Consider the following 16,175-nt stretch of genomic DNA (forward strand, 5'->3'; position numbering starts at 1 on the left):
AAAATGCGCTTCTCTTGAGATTTGCAATAAGAATATTAGACCAAAAAAAGCATCCAATATTCTTATCTGGGGATTTAGATTAATCTATTTCTTTCAGTGCCTTGGATAAAGTGGCATAAAAACTCAATTGTCCTTTAATTGGCTCGACTTTGGCTCGTGCCAGCGTTTTCAAAGGCTGGAAGGAGATATCGCACACAACGAGATGTTTCTCTTTTCCCATTTCCCGAACGAATGCTTGAAAAGCATGTAGCCCACCTGCATCCAGAACCGGAACAGCGTCCCACTGCATAATAATGGTGTGATAATCGGTGCCTTGTTCTTTCAGTTCAGTAAAAATACGCTCTGCGGCTGCGAAAAACAGGGGGCCATTAATTCGCACAACCAATAAACCGGTATCATGATTCGTTGCGGGAGAAATGCTGATTCGTGTCATGTTGGCGATTTTGCGCATAAACAACAGTGAAGCCAGCACAATGCCTATCGTGATTGCTACTACCATATCAAACAGAACCGTTAATGACATACACAGCAACATCACGATGATATCGTCTTTGGGGGCACGGCGGATGAGATCCACAACCTTATGGGCTTCGCTCATATTCCACGCCACAATCAACAAAATAGCTGACATAGCGGCAAGCGGTAAATAAGAAAGTATTGGGGCAAGAACCAGCAGTGCCAACAATACCAGCAGGGAGTGAACGACAGCGGCAATTGGTGAGGTTGCTCCTGCCCGCACATTGGCGGCTGAGCGAGCGATAGCCGCAGTTGCGGTGATCCCACCAAAGAAGGGGGCGACAATATTACCCATTCCCTGACCGATTAATTCACTGTTGGAATGATGTTTTTTTCCGGTCATGCCATCAAGAATAACGGCGCACAGCAGGGATTCAATTGCGCCTAACATTGCCATAGAAAATGCAGCGGGCAGTAATGCTGATATTGTATTCCAGCTAATATCAAGAGAATGAGTATCAGGTAATTGCCACGGCAGGACAAATTGGGGAAGAATGGGGGGAATACCTTGGCCTTGTGTACCTTCTTCCAGCGTATAGCTAAATGATGAACCAATTGTTGCCACATCATGGCCTAACAGATGCATGATCCCCATGATACCTGTACCTGCTATTAAAGCGGGTAAGTGACCTGGTAACTTTAGCCTGAGTTTTGGCCAGAAAATCAAGACCAGCAGGGTTGTTAAACCAATAAGGGTATCGCTCAGTTGTAATGAAGGAAACGCTTGGGAGAGGGCAATCACCTTATTAATATAATTTTCCGGTACATGGTCTAATTTCAGGCCGAAGAAATTTTGCACTTGCATGGTAGCGATGGTAATGGCAATACCAGAAGTGAATCCAAGCGTAACAGACAGTGGAATATACTCAATCAACCGGCCTAATCGCGCTAATCCCATGATAAGCAGGATAATGCCTGACATGAGCGTGGCAATGAGCAAACCACTGAGGCCAAATTGTTGCGATACAGGATAGAGTATCACCACAAAAGCTGCTGTTGGGCCGGAAACGCTATAGCGTGATCCTCCGGTCACAGCAATAATCATGCCGGCAATGGCCGCAGTATACAGGCCGTATTGTGGTGCAACACCACTACCGATTGCCAGAGCCATTGCCAGTGGGATAGCAATAATTCCCACGGTGATACCAGCAATTATGTCTTTGATAAGACGCTGAAAAGAGTAAGTTTCTTTCCAACAAGCGTCAATAAGCGCACTAAATGGACGTATTCCCTTAATTTTACGAGTATTCATTTAATTGAGAACCAAAAAATAAGATGGCAAATGATGAGCTGAAAAAAGTTATGCCAGCATATCGCTTTTATCAGCTCAGAAAAGTGTTATATGTCAAAAAGTTAACTAATAGATTAGTGCTTGTTTTTGGTCACGTGGGTAAATTTTGAGTTTGATGCTCACTTTAAGATAAATAGCACAAATAATCCTAATTATTGGCTGTGAACGTCTCTGTCGGCAAATTCGTCAGTCAAATTCCGTACCGTTTTTCTTCAGCAAACCAACAGCGGATGACTCGAAATTCATAGCCATTTCGTCGATAGTGCTGGTCTAAGACTTTGGAACGATTTGTTTTGTTACCTCTTTTAATGTTTTTTCCGGCAAGCAGGAGTTGCCCTCGTAATGTTGCAGGGACAGGTAAATAAAATAAGCGGTTATTGCTTAAGATCCTGTATATGATTAAACCTTAATTAAATCAAATTGTTTTATTGCCATTACTATCTTCTCAACGTCGTTGTCTGAAAGGTGGTGATGACAAGGAATAGTGAGAATTTCTTGTGCTAAACGTTCAGTAACGGGAAGAACTATTTGAGGTTGGCTACGAAGCCATGCTTGTTGCCGATGTATCGGTATTGGATAATGGATAGCAGCTTCAATATCATGTTTAGCTAGATGCTGCTGCAATTTGTCTCGTTTTCTTGATCTTACAACATAATGATAATAAGCATTTCCCTGTTTTCCTGCCCCTATATCCGCAACAGGAAGGGCAGCTAAACAGACTGCATCACCAATCATCGAAAGACCTTGACCAATAAGCAATTTCCGGAATGATGAGGAACGTAACGCCTCGGAATAAGGCGATGCACGTTCAGCGAATGAAGTCATTTGTTTCTCCGCAAATATAGATACGTCCATCTGGACAACATTCGGTAGTGAGTTTCTTTCCTCCACAGTAGATGTCAATGATGCCATCTGCAAATACACTGACCATAAGTCGTTGCCCGCAAAAATAAAGCATAAACCGATAGGAATCCCAATCAGATGGTAATCGGGGACGAAAATAAAGCTTTTTATCAGCAACACGTAGTCCAGCTAATCCCTCAACAAGTCCTTGCCATGCACCCGCGTAAGCTGAAAGGTGTAACCCATTTTTGTAATTTAATATGGGAGTGAAATCCAGATTATATCGGCTTGCGCGTGATATAAAATCGGCGCAGGTATCAACTTTACCTATATCTGCAGCAAGCACTGCATGAGGGCCATAACTGAGTGATGATTCATGGACAGTACGGGGTTCATAGAAGTTGAATGCTACTCTTTTGACTTCATCAGAGAAATCATTAGGAAACAATGACATAAGCAGGACGACATCAGCCTGTTTTATGGTTTTAGATGTGAAGTTTTGCAGTTTTTCAGCAGAACACCGTTCATGTTCATCGATGAATTGTGGTCCACGTTTTTTCTCGTTCCTTAGTTCAGTATCTTGAAGCATTGCATATCCATCGAATTCCTCTGGAATAGAAACACCGTCAATAATCATCCAATTTTATCAAAAAAGGGATCCATTCTGCTGGCGTCCAACGCCAATATAGCGGTACTGCCGGACGGATAGAAAACAGTCAGATAGGCGTCTTTCTCTGTTATGCCGGTCAGGGCGGCCATGCCTTTATTGACCGGGCCTTATACCTGCCTGAACAATGGACAGATGACCGGCCCCGATGTAAAGCCGCTGGCATTCCTGACTCGGTCACCTTTGCCACCAAACCCCAACTTACCCAACAGATGTTGGAATGTGCATTAGATGCTGGCGTCTCTTGTCGTTGGGTGACCGCCGATACGGTGTATGGTCAAGATCGTCGCCTGCGGTGCTGGTTAGAATCCCGATATCAACCGTTTGTACTGGCGAGCCCCAAAAATGAACACGTGTGGTGGCAGGGCCCACGTATACCAGAGCCGACAAGGTTGTGGACAGTCTGCCATCTTCGTTTTGGGAAAAACATTCCGCGGGATTGGAGACAAAGGGAGAACGTTGGTACGACTGGGTTCGGGTGCCGCTTTGGCATTTACAACTCAGTGAGGAAGAGCGGGGTTATGGGCATTATCTGCTGGTTCGGCGCAGCCGGGATGAGAAACAAGAGCGGGCTTATTATATCGTCTATGCCCGCAGAGAATAGGCTGACCTGAAAACTCTGGTTCAGGTGGCAGGGCATCGCTGGGAAATTGAAAGTGGTTTTGAGGAAACGAAGGGGGAATGTGGCTTGGATCATTATGAAGTGCGGCAATGGCACAGTTGGTATCGGCACATTACCTTATCGCTATTAGCTCATGCGGTACTGGCGGTCTTGCGGATACGGGAGAAAAAAACACCGGCGGGATTGGTAGCCCTGAGTATCCCGGAACTGCGTAAGCTGTTGTCAAAATTGATGGAAAAAACGGGAGAGGCAGTCGAACAGATTTTACATTGGTCAGACTGGCGACGACGACACCAATACTATGCACAACAATGTCATTACTGTCGTCGGAATAACCCTATAGTGACAGAACAATTACGGCTGTAGTATTAGAACTCCATTTAGATCAGATAGGGGTTTTCCGCCGGAAATTCCGATGCCATGAATTTGACGTTTTTTTATACATGTTTCGCATTATTAGGATGTACGATTAAGGTTCCATCAATGAGAATTAATGCGTACCAACCATATGAAACGTAGTAATCAGATTTTTTTGCAAGAAATAGCTACTTTTTTACTGTCCGGTTAGACCTGGTCTTACGTACAGGTTATTTTATTCCACGTTTTAGCTTTTCGGAAATTCCGGCGGAAAACCCCAGATCGAAAGACCCATGTCCGGTTTGGAGAGGGGGTGCCCGGAAAAGTACCGTGATAAACGGTAACTCGCTGGCGCTCTACTCTACCGCACGCTCCGTTCTCAGAAGAGCACAGTTTGGCAACAGGCTGTTTATCCGACTATTGTGTTACACTCTATGCAAGGCCTTACTACGCTTGGACTTGCTCTGTATCAGTAGGAGATCCAGCTGTCGAGCCGGTTCCCTAGCCACAACTGAGGTTTGTGCAAAATACGCCCAAAAACAACAACTGTAGCGGTATTCGGAACAGCTATTTAGGTGTTTGTGTAATCATCATGTAAATGCACTATATCAAATGTTATCATCACATTAAGTAATATAAAAAATCCTTTACATTATAACTTATAACGATGTATTATTATTACAGAAGCAAAAAGTAGCACGAAAAACAATCACAAATTAATAATGAATTATATGATTTTGTATCAGAAAAAATAGATATTCAAAATTCTAATTTGAACATTTTTTTGATTGAGGCTTGTTTTATTTTAGTTAAATTTACTATATGAGCTTTAAAGTTTATTGAAAAAAATAATATTAATTAATATTGATAATTTTTGAATTTTTTTAGAGAATATTAAATTTTTATCTATTAAAAATTGTGCTAATGAAGGTCGCTATCTCTACTGTTATGCTAAATAATATATGGAAATTTTTATTGGCATATAATGATGTGTGAAATGTCAATGTAATTGCTTTTTTAGAGATTATAAAAATCTTTTTTTAAAAATAAAAAATAATAGCATTCTGTATGATTATAATTTATGGTTTAATTTTTTAAAAATGTAGTTTTTAGTCAAAATAAAATTATGCGATCTTGAGGTGAGGAAATACATAGCTAATTTTTATATGACTCTTTTATACCTAAAATATACCGATTTTTAAATTTATTTATTTTTTAAATCTAACTAGGATGGTATCCATGTTGTGTATTGACAACTAATCTGGAAAAATATTTTTAGATACAGATAAATATAAAATTTAACCTCTTAGGTATGTTAAACTTTAAAGAGATTTGGCCACATATGCAGGGCGGTCTGCCTGAGTCGGTAAATAATATTATTTCTCTGGCAACCGCGAATTAGATAAGTCATCGGCTTGGTTAATAATGTAATGAATCAAGCCAATTACATTTAATAGGAGAACTATGATGACAAAGTATTGGTGTGGCGTTGTCTCCCGAGAACATATCAAGTTCGGTGAACAAGGTGGATTTTGTCAGGTGTGTCACGGAAAACGTTCACCGCTGACCAGGATGGCAGTGGGTGATGGCATTGTTTTTTATTCCCCCGTTCTGCAATTTCAGGGGAAAGAGAAATGTCAGAGTTTTACCGCCATTGGTACTGTCATCGGGGAGGAAACCTATCAATTTCAGATGACACCAACCTTCGTACCCTACCGGCGTGATATCGCTTATCAGCCTTGTGTCGATGCCCCTATTCACCCCTTGCTCGATCAGCTTAGTTTCACCGCAGGGCACAGTAACTGGGGTTATAAATTCCGCTTCGGCCACTTTGAAATTACTGCCGCCGACTTTTTGTTGATAGAGCAAGCCATGTTGCCCAATAGGACACCAACCGTTCTCAGGCCGGTTAAGCAGGAATCAACAGGTCAAACTCTGGACTTATTTACCGATCATAGTTAGTGGTAGAAGCAGCTGTGCCGAGGTGAATACTGCTTAGTACTACAGTCGTAGTTAATATTGTGTCATGATAGCTATCTCCCTTCTTCCTCACCCTAGGGAGGTGCCACATGGCCTCACCTATCAATCTCTGGGAACAAGAGCTCCTGACTGCCCATTCCCGTCTGACTTCGCTGTTTCACTCTGCGAGTTCTCAACAACGTTGTCTGGCTTATCTTCGGGGATGACTCAGTGATGTTGAACGTAAAAATGGCTGGCAACTGGCTGAATGGCTCGGTGAACGCTCGCCGGATAACATTCAATATTTTCTGGAACACGCCCACTGGGATGCAGAAGCCGCCCGCAATGTCTTACGCGACTATGTCACTGAACATCTGGGTGATGAGCAAGGTATTCTTATCATTGATGAAACCGGCTTTATCAAAAAGGGCACCCATTCTGCCGGCGTCCAACGCCAATATAGCGGCACCGCCGGGCGGGTCGAAAACAGTCAGATAGGCGTCTTCCTGTGTTATGCCGGTCATGGCGGTCATGCTTTTATTGACCGGGCATTATACCTGCCCGAACAGTGGACGGCGGATCGCCCGCGTTGCGAAGCCGCCGGCATTCCTGATTCGGTGAACTTTGCCAACCAAACCTCAGCTTGCCCGGCAAATGCTGGAGCGAGCCTTCAGCGCGGGCGTGCCTTGCCGTTGGGTGACCGCCGCTTGCGATGCTGGCTGGAAGCCCAGTATCAACCTTTTGTCCTCGCGATCCCTAAGAATGAACCACTTTGGTGGCAAGCACCTTGCTATGTCAGAGCGGACGTGATTGCCGCCAGTCTGACGGCTGACGATTGGGAAAAACAGTCAGCCGGGTTGGGAACAAAGGGAGAACGTTGGTATGACTGGGCGCGGATCCCGCTCTGGCGTTTACAGATGAGTGAAGAAGAACGTTGCTATGGTCATTATCTCCTGATCCGGCGTAGCCGGGATGATAAGCAAGAACGGGCTTATTATGTTGTTTATGCACACAAAGACCAGGCAAACCTCAACACATTGGTTCAGGTGGCCGGGCATCGCTGGGAAATCGAAAGCGGCTTTGAGGAAACGAAAGGGGAATGTGGACTGGATCATTACGAAGTCCGGCAGTGGCATAGGTGGTATCGGCATATTACGTTGTCATTATTGGCCCATGCGGTACTGGCAGTTTTGCGAATACAGGAGAAAAAAAACGCCGGAGGGACGGGTAGCCCGAAGTGTATCGGAACTGCGTAAGTTGTTGTCAAAAATGATGAAGGCAGGAGAAACCCTAAAACAGATTTTATCTTGGTCAGACTGGCGGCGACGACATCAGTACTATGCGCAACAATGTCATTACCGCCACCGGAAGGAATATCTGCCCATAAAGCAGTTACGACTGTAGTACTAGTTGCATATCATGTTCTCCTATACCGATAGATGCTTTCCCATTGTGCAAGAGCATCCCAATGCTCCTGCCTGAAAGTCACTAATGGCCTGGCCTTACGTAGGACATTTATTGCTCTGGTGATGTTGTATTCAGGATATTGTTTCAATAGCCATGCTGCTACAACCATGGCACTGCGGGACAATCCGAGTGTGCAATGGATGAATACGTTGCCTTTTTGGTGCAATTTATCCAACGTACAAACAGCGGATTGCAGTGCTTCTGGTGTTAGCGGTAATAAATCTATTTGAGGTTGGCATACATAGTGTTTTCCTTGATTATCAGGTTTTCTGTGCCACTCAGCAGTCAGATCAAACACACTGGTTATATTGATTGATTCAATAACAGATTGGCATGGTAAGCAACCGAGGATAATTCCTTCTACGATATGATTATAAGGAGAACTTTGGCGCCTGAACCAAAGATAAGAAAGCCAAGCCCCAAATTGGTATGGTGCCAGTAGCCAACGTGCGGACAGTGACATGCATCCATCGGATTGTTTTTGGAACACTGAATTACCTAATCCAGCATAACCAAGGGCGATCATCAATAATGATATAGCAGGCCATAACAATATCCAGAAAATTCCTCCTAATCCATATGCCATCAGCGTAAAAAAGAAACTTCCCATTATATAACAGCCAAAGAGTTTCCGAGCATAGCTACCCTGGCTTGGTTGCCACCGCCAATGATGTGAAATCGGTAATAAGTAACTAATGATCACACCTACGGCAAAGCCTGTGATCACGTCAATAAAATGGTGCTGCCAAGTGGTAAGGACTGATAAGGCAATCAGGAGAGACCAGACATGCAGCAAACCACGCCAGTAACCTTGAATGTGTGTGGAATAACGCAGCCAGAGTAACCATAACAGGATAATATGTAAGGACGGTGCTTGATTATAGGGTAAATCAAACAGTTCTAGTTGAGTGAACAGCCAACCGAAAATACCAGTTGTTGCAGGGCGGGAAAATGAAAATTGCAAAGGGAATAACAAAAATCCGGTACAGGCAATCAGTGACGCTGTCACTAATCTCCAGCCGTGAAGCCATTGCTCACGGCGGTTGGTACAGATAAATAATGATATCCCGTAAAAAAAATCAATACTCCAATAAGGAATAATTGTCCATGACCAAAAAGGGATATTCTGTTCCCAACTGAAAACGACGACTTTTATGTCGTCTCTTAGTGAGGTGAGCTGATTAATTTGCCCATATGTCATAAAGAAAAAGGGTGTCAGGAACAATAGCCATACACAGGCTGTCAGCCATAAACGTTGACGACTTTCAAGGGCAAGTTGCATTGGGAATTTCATAGAGTTATTTCCGGCGATGAATACGTTTGGCAATCGATACAGTAAAAATCCCCCAGTTATCCGTTAATTGATACTGTTTTTCAAAACCAGCCGCTTCTACTAATGCGTCTATTTCACCTTGGGTACGTCGTCGCATGATCCACGGCTGATTTTCGCGATGACTGGAAAGAACGCGGGCAATCATTTCAAGTTGTGGGTGCCAAGGCTGTCCGGTATATATCAGATACCCCTTTTCGGCGATCGCATCAGCAAGACCACGCAGGGAATTTTTAATTAACGTATTGTCAGAAAATAGTTCATAAAGACCGGAAACTATGCCCAAAGTTGGTGTGGGGGAAATGGTTGTAATGCTTTCAGTATCAAAAGCGTCACCGAGTACAAAACGGATTTTATCGGTAAGATTACGCTCTTCAATATAAGTTTGGCCCTGATTAACATTAATTTCGCTGTAATCCCTTAACAAAATTGAGTCAATTTTGCTGAAGTCGTTGATCGCATCAAAAATGTAGCGTCCATGTCCGGCCGCGATATCGACAATATGAATCGGTTGGTTTTGTTGATGTAGATGGTGAATCGCTTGGCGGATTAAGGTTTCCATATTGATTTTACGCTGTCGTATGCCGCGCCAGCCAATATTGCCTCTGAGATATTGCTGATCGACTAACCGTCCCCAAATTCCTTGACCTTGTGGTTGATTGCGATAGACATAATCCAGCGTGGAGCCAGAATCAAAACCTGTTTCAAGGCCGATACGAATACCTTCAGAAGCTTTGCCCCAGCGTGTATTCATTGCCTTACGCATTAATTTATAGCTGAGATTTTTAGGGCACCAGCGGGGTAATGGATGAGATAGAGTACGAAACTCATCGGCTGTGTGGCTCCAGATATCTTCATTGCTGTAATCATGTTGGTAACGTGGAACTGAAAAAATACGATCAATAAAAGTACGTATTTTGTCGAAGACGAAATGGCGATTTTTTTCGCCCAGCGTATCGTGGTAAAACCCCGCCATAACATGTTTCTCTTTAATCGGGGTATTCAATTGTTGGTAGAATTGGTGTTGGGGTTTATGGTTCACCACATAGTCATTACCAGAAATAAACAGTTGTGTCGGTAAGGTAATGGCGCTGGCATCTTTCACCACACGTTTTGCCGTTTGATAAAGTTCTAGCAGAATATTGACGGCAATTTCGCGGGTAATTAGGGGATCACGGTCATAAGATGTGATACGGGCTTCATCGTGAGTCAGGAATTTCGCTTTTACATAAGAATTGACGAAGAAAACTCCCCGTACTTTCTGCATCAATCGCAATCCCTGCACTGCAAAGGGAACATATAATTTGATATCGAACGCAGGAGCTGCAAGTATCATGGCGCGGATTTTGGGCGCATAATCATGTACCCAGGCGGACACTAACACAGCTCCAACACTCTGACCAATGACCACGATATTTTCCATTGCGATATGGTAATTGGCAGCAATAAACCTGACAAATTCATCAACATCTCGAATAGAACGGCCCATTGATGGACTATAACCGCGCAACCCTTCTGTTTTTCCGTGTCCACGAGCATCCCATGCAAACATTGGCACATCAGGAAGATTGAGTTCATCAACAACATGCTGAATTCTTCCTGAATGTTCATGGCCTCGGTGAAAAATAATAATTGCTTTTTTTGCCTTATCCTGCGCCTGGGGCCAATAACGATAAAACAGGGCGGTCTGATCTGATGTGGTAAAATAATGTTCTTCGGCAATGCGTTGATTTAATGTTTGTGTTTTCGACGTGGGTGTTTTTGCTAAGAGTGTCATGTTAATGCCTTATTTGGATTATGGTTGTTCAGTCGGTTTGATATCATGCAAGGCTTTGACAACACGCTGATAGCAAGTTATCAGGAGTAAAATAATCATGATGGGGAATAAATAATGGCTCCAGCTTAAGGTTGAAGGAAAAAGTGCGATAATCAATCCATAAGCACCGAAGATAAAAGCGCGGTCACTTTTTCCCATTGGACCATCATAGCGCCGTGATGCACCAATCGTTAGTGCCAGAACACCGATAAATTCGGTTAGGATAGCCAGAAATAAGCACATCAATAGACTGACATTGTTGACATTAGGTAAAAAATAGAAGGGGAGATAGAGTGCAATATCGGAAATCACATCGCCAAGTTCATTATAAATAGCCCCCAAATGAGATTTTTGGTGATATTCTCGTGCCAACATACCATCAATGGCATTGAGTGCCATACGAATGAAAAGAAAAATAGGCAGTAGCCAATAGAAACGGGTAGAAGGAAACAGGCTCAACAATAGGCCAACAGCGATCGACAAGAACATCGCACTTAACGTGACTTGGTTGGCAGTGAACCCATATTTTTGTAGAGAAATTACGAGAGGGCGTAATAGGTTTTGGAAATGTGGTTTTAGATTATAGATGGTCATCTTACCCTAAGTCCTTTATAGGCCAAACTGATATCACTAAATAGGTTTTCATAATACTGAGAGTATCAGATATTGGAGTTCTTTACCCCGCGCGGGGTAAGGAATACTCCTATCATTTTGAAACGCTAAACGCTATTTAGAATAAATAACAGAAAAGTGTGAACAAATAAAATAGATTTTGTTTAGGTAATTAATAATTTATTGATTAGGTGATGTATTATTGATTTTTATACCAATCTAACTTCAAGATGCGTGTAATTTATCCCCGCAAAGCGGAGGAGAAATCAGGTTTCATATCGTGTTGTAAATGGCAACTTGAAGTTTAATGCGTATATTCATAATTATATACCAATATGATTTCAAGATGCGTGTGATTTCTCTCTGTGAAGCGGGGGATAAATCAGGTTTCAATCGTGTTGTAAATGGCAACTTGAAATTTAATGCGTATAGTTGTTACTTATTCAGTAACAGAAATTATTACGAGGATATGATGATTTGTGTTACAAGTTTGGATAAATCAATGGGTTAAGTTAAGGATATGATAAATTGTCTAGAGCACAACGTTTGCTAACTCTGATGGAAATATTACGTAGTTATCACTTTCCCGTACAGGGAAAAGTATTGGCGCAGAAATTGAAAATTAGTTTAAGGACAGTTTATCGGGATATTGCGACCTTGCAGGCTCAAGGGGCAAATATTGAGGGAGAAGCGGGTATCGGTTATGTCTTACGGCCGGGATTTGTCTTACCTCCATTAATGTTAACGCAAAATGAGATAGAAGCTCTGGCATTAGGGGCTAGTTGGGTGACTAGACGTGCCGATTCACAATTAAAAGCATCTGCCAATAGTGCAATCAATAAAATTGCCGCCGTGATCCCAACAGAACTCAAACAATATCTTGAGGAAAATGCATTATTAATTGGGCCTGTCGCTACAGAAATTGTGCCTTCTGTTGATATTTCGCAAATACGGCAAGCGATCAGTCATCGGCATAAAATCACTTTCACTTATTTAGATCTGAAAAACAATCAATCAACCAGAACAATATGGCCATTTGCATTGGGATATTTTGAGAATATCAGTATTGTGATTGGTTGGTGTGAATTAAGAAAAACATTTCGTCATTTCAGATCGGATAGAATGCGTCATTTGAAGATCGAACAACGGTGTTATCCTCGTTCAAGACAGTCTTTACTTAAAGAATGGCGGGAAACAGAAAAAATATCGCGTTAGCTGCTGACAAAAACTGTCACACGGGTTTGTTACTTTGGGGGTTCTTAATGTACTGAATCCGTTATCTGACTGTTGGAGTTTTTTATGTTAACCCTCACTTTTTCTACATCGGTAAATGCAAAGCCATCTCATATTTGGTCCCATTATGTCGATTTTGACTTACGAAAAAAATGGGAAGTTGATCTTGAGTAATAACATGGCAAATGGCATTCAGGTGAGAGTTTCTTTTGAGCCTGAAGAGCAACTTTCTGATGCCCAAGCGGTAAGTTTTTTTAAACAAGTGACACAAAATCTGGTCGAAACACTCTTAAGGCTTAAAGCTGTGGTTGAAAAAACCAAGGCAGCAAAACGTGTTTCTGTTGTTAAGCCCATAGCATTTACTACAGGTAAAAAGGCATAAAGGGGATAATGTCATGTTTAGTTTTAATCATCAAGATGGTAATTATTTAGAAGTTGACGATGCTCATATCTATTATGAGATCCAAGGTAATACCAATGGTTACCCACTAATTTTTTTGCATGGTGGTTTAAGTACCATTGAAACGTTTAATCGGTTAGTAGACGATCTTGGAAAGACTTATCAACTGATTGGCATAGACAGCCGAGGGCAGGGAAAATCGACTTTGGGACAAAAAAGCCTATCGTATCAACGCCTCCAACAAGATGTAGAAGTGATAGCCAACCATTTAAGGTTAGGGAAGTGCAGTATTATTGGTCATAGCGATGGAGGTATTGTTGCGTTACGATTGGCGGCTGCGGGGATCATTTCAATCGATAAAATAGTAGCAATAGGTGCTCATTGGACCCTAAAAGAAAATGATCCGATACGAGATATATTTAAACAGATTACGGCAGAAAGCTGGAGGGCGATGTTGCCTGACAGCTATGATAACTACCACAGATTGAATCCGAAAGCAGATTTCAACAAACTGATAGGCAGTGTTGTCACTATGTGGCTTGATGCTAGTGACAACGGCTATCCAAATCAAGCTGTCCGTAAGATCGCTTGTGAATTAATGGCAGTACGAGGGGATAAGGATAGCTTAGTATCACGTACTCACTTAACTGAGTTAGCTGATCAAGTCACTCATTCTTATTTATTAAATATTCCTTTTACTGCTCATTCTCCTCATGAAGAAAAGCCTGAGTTATTGATGCCATTTTTGAAGAAATTCTTGTCGCATTAATATCAGACAGTTGAATTTTTCATACTTGAGAGCGCTGTATCTAATATTATCTTCCACAGAGGGAATGACCACACTTGGAGCGATATTTATGGTGCTGCCCTAGATCAAATGACTTATCCAGGACAGCACCATAATTAAAATTTATTTTTTAATTTATTAATTATTACAGATAATGTTCTTTTGCGGATAAATCCACTGACTGGCCTAATTATAAACCAGTAAAAAGTAAATTTTTTCTTAACACTATCACTAGGGCAAAAAATAAATGTTTCGGTTACTAGTGAATGATAACCATCAAGATGTTCCTTGACTAAAAAACGCAACACCAATTTAGCCGATTTATGATCATCAAAACTGATAAATGATGCTAGGTCAGATTGGTGTATAATACCTAAATCTGCTTGCCAAAATCTGCCCGTTAATCCCATTGATATTTCATGACTATTTTCATTAAGTGGGGTAAATGTTTTTAAGCCAAATTCTTGTTGGTTATTGTTTTTTATTCCTAATTTATTCAGTAAATAAGTTGGCACATTTCTTATTTTGGACAAAGTTTTAATAAATAAATCATCGGTCATTTCAAAGTCTTTTACAGCCTGGATTATTTCTTGCGCTGGTATCTTTATCGATTCTGATTCATGGATTTCATGAAAATGAAAGCAAGGGAGAAAAGGCGTTGGGTGTTTCCATGTCTTATATTCTTTACTATTGACTATTCCTAAAAATGTCACTGCTTATCTCCTATATTGTAATAAAGATGTGAGTTTTTGTTTTTCATAGAGTTACTGATAATGTAAGTCAAAGTGCAATTGGTTTATCTTTGATATTGTTTCTACCTGTTACTTTTACCCTTGTCTGTTATCAGTAATTGATACTGACATAACGACTCTGTCCATATCATATTAAGAATTGACCGTTTAATGATAAATAAATATGAAGAATGGGCTATTTTATTTAAAATGTAAAGGGCTTAATGCTCAATGTAAGAAGGATGAGTAATATGTCAATTTTAGCCATTATTAAAGGTACTCCTATTTGGGTTTGGATTTTATTTGTTTTTCTGATTAAACGGGGTATCAATGCGTTATATGACAGGGAAATGCGTATTGATCGGCTGTTTTTTATGCCGGTTTTGTTTTTAATATGGGCAATTTACAGTGTATTAAATGAAACGGGTCACGTATTCAATCCGTTGATTTGTGTTAAACATCGTATTCACGTTCAATGAAAGTCCCGATGACTTTATCATGCATTTCCGGTGACTTCGAATAACCCAACGTCTTACGATTGAGTCGCTTAAGTCGGTTGCGCAATGTCAAATTCTCCCGCTCAATACGTTGAGTGAAGGTTTTTCCGACAAGATGCTGGCTTTTGGGTAATAGATTGTAAGCCTTGAAATTATCTGTACACCAGAAAACAACATTGAACGAAGCCAGCGTTTCTTGAGTGTTTTTTTGCTTCTCGCTCCAAACGTATGAGCGATGATGCGTTTTAGACGAGGCTCCCAAGCATACCATAACCAACGTTGGCATTTTTTATTCCCGACAAATGACTCCACTTCATCAACTTCACAAATGAGTTGAACGTTGACATTATCCAGTGGGAGTGTCGTTACGCCTCGTGGTTTAAGTTTTTTAAAACACGGACAACCGCATTGATACTGATATGTAATGCACGGGCTGTATCACGGATACCTGCATTATTCATGGCAAGATCAACAACGTGTTCTTTTATACCCGCTTGGCAGGCGCGATAAGCGTAATCCAGTTGGAAGGTTCGTTTGCAGGAGAAACAACGATAGCGTTGATGTCCGGCCTCACCTTTGCCATGCTTTTTGACGTATTCAGTTTGCTGACAAAACCGACATTTTACTTCAACAGTCGCCATGTGATTTCTCCGAAAAAATGGCGATTATACACAATCATCAACAGGTTGAATACGTGACCAATGATCCGGAACATTTTAGGTTTATTTTTTTATGTCGGTAACTTGGCCAGGCTGCGCTGTGTTGACTCCTGTTGTTTTTGGATTATGTTTTTTAAGCAAAAAATATAACCAATTTGTTGGTAGGCAGTCATGAAATGGCAATTGAAATTTGGCGCTGTGATTATAGTTATAACGTTAATTGGTTCGGCAGCCTATTCCATCTATTCGGTATATGCAGAGAACGGGGAATTGGTTGGTGAAAATAAGTCATTGACCACCAAACTATCTGAACAAGTCGCCATCAACACCATCGGTCTGAGGGATTGGGCGAAGACTGAATGTCGGTGAGCCTCTGATTACTCAGAGG

16 protein-coding genes and 2 pseudogenes are annotated in these 16,175 nt (G+C 41.6%); 10 read left to right on the forward strand and 8 right to left on the reverse strand.

The window, feature by feature from the left end; translation table 11 throughout:
- Positions 1–79 precede the first annotated feature (79 nt).
- The 3 genes from dauA to WDV75_RS09185 all read right to left on the reverse strand — a co-directional run bounded on the left by dauA (position 80) and on the right by WDV75_RS09185 (position 3,287).
- Complete coding sequence (gene dauA, locus WDV75_RS09175) at positions 80–1,768, reverse strand: C4-dicarboxylic acid transporter DauA (protein WP_273570879.1); 1,689 nt, start codon at positions 1,766–1,768, stop codon at positions 80–82.
- A gap of 438 nt (positions 1,769–2,206) precedes the next feature.
- Positions 2,207–2,632 carry a DegT/DnrJ/EryC1/StrS family aminotransferase gene (locus WDV75_RS09180; RefSeq protein ID WP_273570877.1) on the reverse strand — a complete coding sequence of 142 codons (426 nt, stop codon included), beginning with the start codon at positions 2,630–2,632 and terminating at the stop codon, positions 2,207–2,209.
- On the reverse strand, positions 2,616–3,287 hold the full coding sequence (locus WDV75_RS09185) for a glycosyl hydrolase family 65 protein (RefSeq protein WP_273570875.1): 672 nt from the start codon (positions 3,285–3,287) through the stop codon (positions 2,616–2,618). Before WDV75_RS09185 ends, WDV75_RS09180 begins: the two co-directional genes overlap by 17 nt.
- A gap of 20 nt (positions 3,288–3,307) precedes the next feature.
- Between WDV75_RS09185 and WDV75_RS22110 the strand changes: the two are divergent.
- The 5 genes and pseudogenes from WDV75_RS22110 to WDV75_RS09210 all read left to right on the forward strand — a co-directional run.
- Positions 3,308–3,649: pseudogene (locus tag WDV75_RS22110) on the forward strand (IS701 family transposase); the annotation flags it as partial.
- Positions 3,650–3,675: 26 nt separating this feature from the next.
- On the forward strand, positions 3,676–3,921 hold the full coding sequence (locus tag WDV75_RS09195; RefSeq protein ID WP_273570872.1) for a hypothetical protein: 246 nt from the start codon (positions 3,676–3,678) through the stop codon (positions 3,919–3,921).
- Positions 3,922–4,005: 84 nt separating this feature from the next.
- Positions 4,006–4,305 (forward strand): hypothetical protein, encoded by a 300-nt coding sequence (locus tag WDV75_RS09200; RefSeq protein WP_338861101.1) that lies wholly within the window; start codon positions 4,006–4,008, stop codon positions 4,303–4,305.
- A 1,455-nt stretch (positions 4,306–5,760) separates the two neighbouring features.
- Complete coding sequence (locus WDV75_RS09205) at positions 5,761–6,258, forward strand: EVE domain-containing protein (protein WP_273570869.1); 498 nt, start codon at positions 5,761–5,763, stop codon at positions 6,256–6,258.
- Positions 6,259–6,515: 257 nt separating this feature from the next.
- Entirely contained in the window at positions 6,516–7,511 is a 996-nt protein-coding gene (locus tag WDV75_RS09210) for an IS701 family transposase (RefSeq protein WP_273570917.1), read from the forward strand.
- A 161-nt stretch (positions 7,512–7,672) separates the two neighbouring features.
- On the opposite strand, the gene WDV75_RS09215 is transcribed toward WDV75_RS09210, so the two are convergent.
- The 3 genes from WDV75_RS09215 to WDV75_RS09225 are packed head-to-tail and all read right to left on the reverse strand — an operon-like array spanning position 7,673 to position 11,462.
- Positions 7,673–9,016: a phosphatase PAP2/dual specificity phosphatase family protein gene (locus tag WDV75_RS09215; RefSeq protein WP_273570867.1), complete on the reverse strand. Its 1,344-nt coding sequence runs from the start codon at positions 9,014–9,016 to the stop codon at positions 7,673–7,675.
- Between the two features lie 4 nt (positions 9,017–9,020).
- A complete protein-coding gene (locus WDV75_RS09220; RefSeq protein WP_273570865.1) occupies positions 9,021–10,829 on the reverse strand; it encodes a bifunctional alpha/beta hydrolase/class I SAM-dependent methyltransferase in 1,809 nt (602 codons plus the stop codon).
- A gap of 18 nt (positions 10,830–10,847) precedes the next feature.
- Positions 10,848–11,462 carry a CDP-alcohol phosphatidyltransferase family protein gene (locus WDV75_RS09225; RefSeq protein WP_189759979.1) on the reverse strand — a complete coding sequence of 205 codons (615 nt, stop codon included), beginning with the start codon at positions 11,460–11,462 and terminating at the stop codon, positions 10,848–10,850.
- 546 nt (positions 11,463–12,008) lie between these two features.
- On the opposite strand from WDV75_RS09225, the gene WDV75_RS09230 reads away from it, so the two are divergent.
- The 3 genes from WDV75_RS09230 to WDV75_RS09240 all read left to right on the forward strand — a co-directional run bounded on the left by WDV75_RS09230 (position 12,009) and on the right by WDV75_RS09240 (position 13,882).
- A complete protein-coding gene (locus WDV75_RS09230; RefSeq protein WP_273570862.1) occupies positions 12,009–12,695 on the forward strand; it encodes a helix-turn-helix transcriptional regulator in 687 nt (228 codons plus the stop codon).
- Positions 12,696–12,891: 196 nt separating this feature from the next.
- A complete protein-coding gene (locus WDV75_RS09235) occupies positions 12,892–13,095 on the forward strand; it encodes a hypothetical protein (protein ID WP_273570860.1) in 204 nt (67 codons plus the stop codon).
- A 13-nt stretch (positions 13,096–13,108) separates the two neighbouring features.
- Positions 13,109–13,882 carry an alpha/beta fold hydrolase gene (locus WDV75_RS09240; RefSeq protein ID WP_273570859.1) on the forward strand — a complete coding sequence of 258 codons (774 nt, stop codon included), beginning with the start codon at positions 13,109–13,111 and terminating at the stop codon, positions 13,880–13,882.
- Between the two features lie 134 nt (positions 13,883–14,016).
- On the opposite strand, the gene WDV75_RS09245 is transcribed toward WDV75_RS09240, so the two are convergent.
- Positions 14,017–14,613: a hypothetical protein gene (locus WDV75_RS09245; protein ID WP_338861105.1), complete on the reverse strand. Its 597-nt coding sequence runs from the start codon at positions 14,611–14,613 to the stop codon at positions 14,017–14,019.
- A gap of 269 nt (positions 14,614–14,882) precedes the next feature.
- On the opposite strand from WDV75_RS09245, the gene WDV75_RS09250 reads away from it, so the two are divergent.
- Positions 14,883–15,110 (forward strand): DUF6622 family protein, encoded by a 228-nt coding sequence (locus tag WDV75_RS09250; RefSeq protein WP_338861107.1) that lies wholly within the window; start codon positions 14,883–14,885, stop codon positions 15,108–15,110.
- On the opposite strand, the pseudogene WDV75_RS09255 reads toward WDV75_RS09250, so the two are convergent.
- Positions 15,085–15,769 (reverse strand): annotated as a pseudogene (locus WDV75_RS09255) (IS1 family transposase). The gene WDV75_RS09250 and the pseudogene WDV75_RS09255 sit on opposite strands and share 26 nt — an antisense overlap.
- A gap of 189 nt (positions 15,770–15,958) precedes the next feature.
- On the opposite strand from WDV75_RS09255, the gene WDV75_RS09260 reads away from it, so the two are divergent.
- Positions 15,959–16,156: a hypothetical protein gene (locus WDV75_RS09260; RefSeq protein WP_273572174.1), complete on the forward strand. Its 198-nt coding sequence runs from the start codon at positions 15,959–15,961 to the stop codon at positions 16,154–16,156.
- Positions 16,157–16,175: the final 19 nt, after the last annotated feature.

It is taken from the genome of Xenorhabdus griffiniae (assembly GCF_037265215.1).
Taxonomy (GTDB): Bacteria; Pseudomonadota; Gammaproteobacteria; order Enterobacterales; family Enterobacteriaceae; genus Xenorhabdus; species Xenorhabdus griffiniae.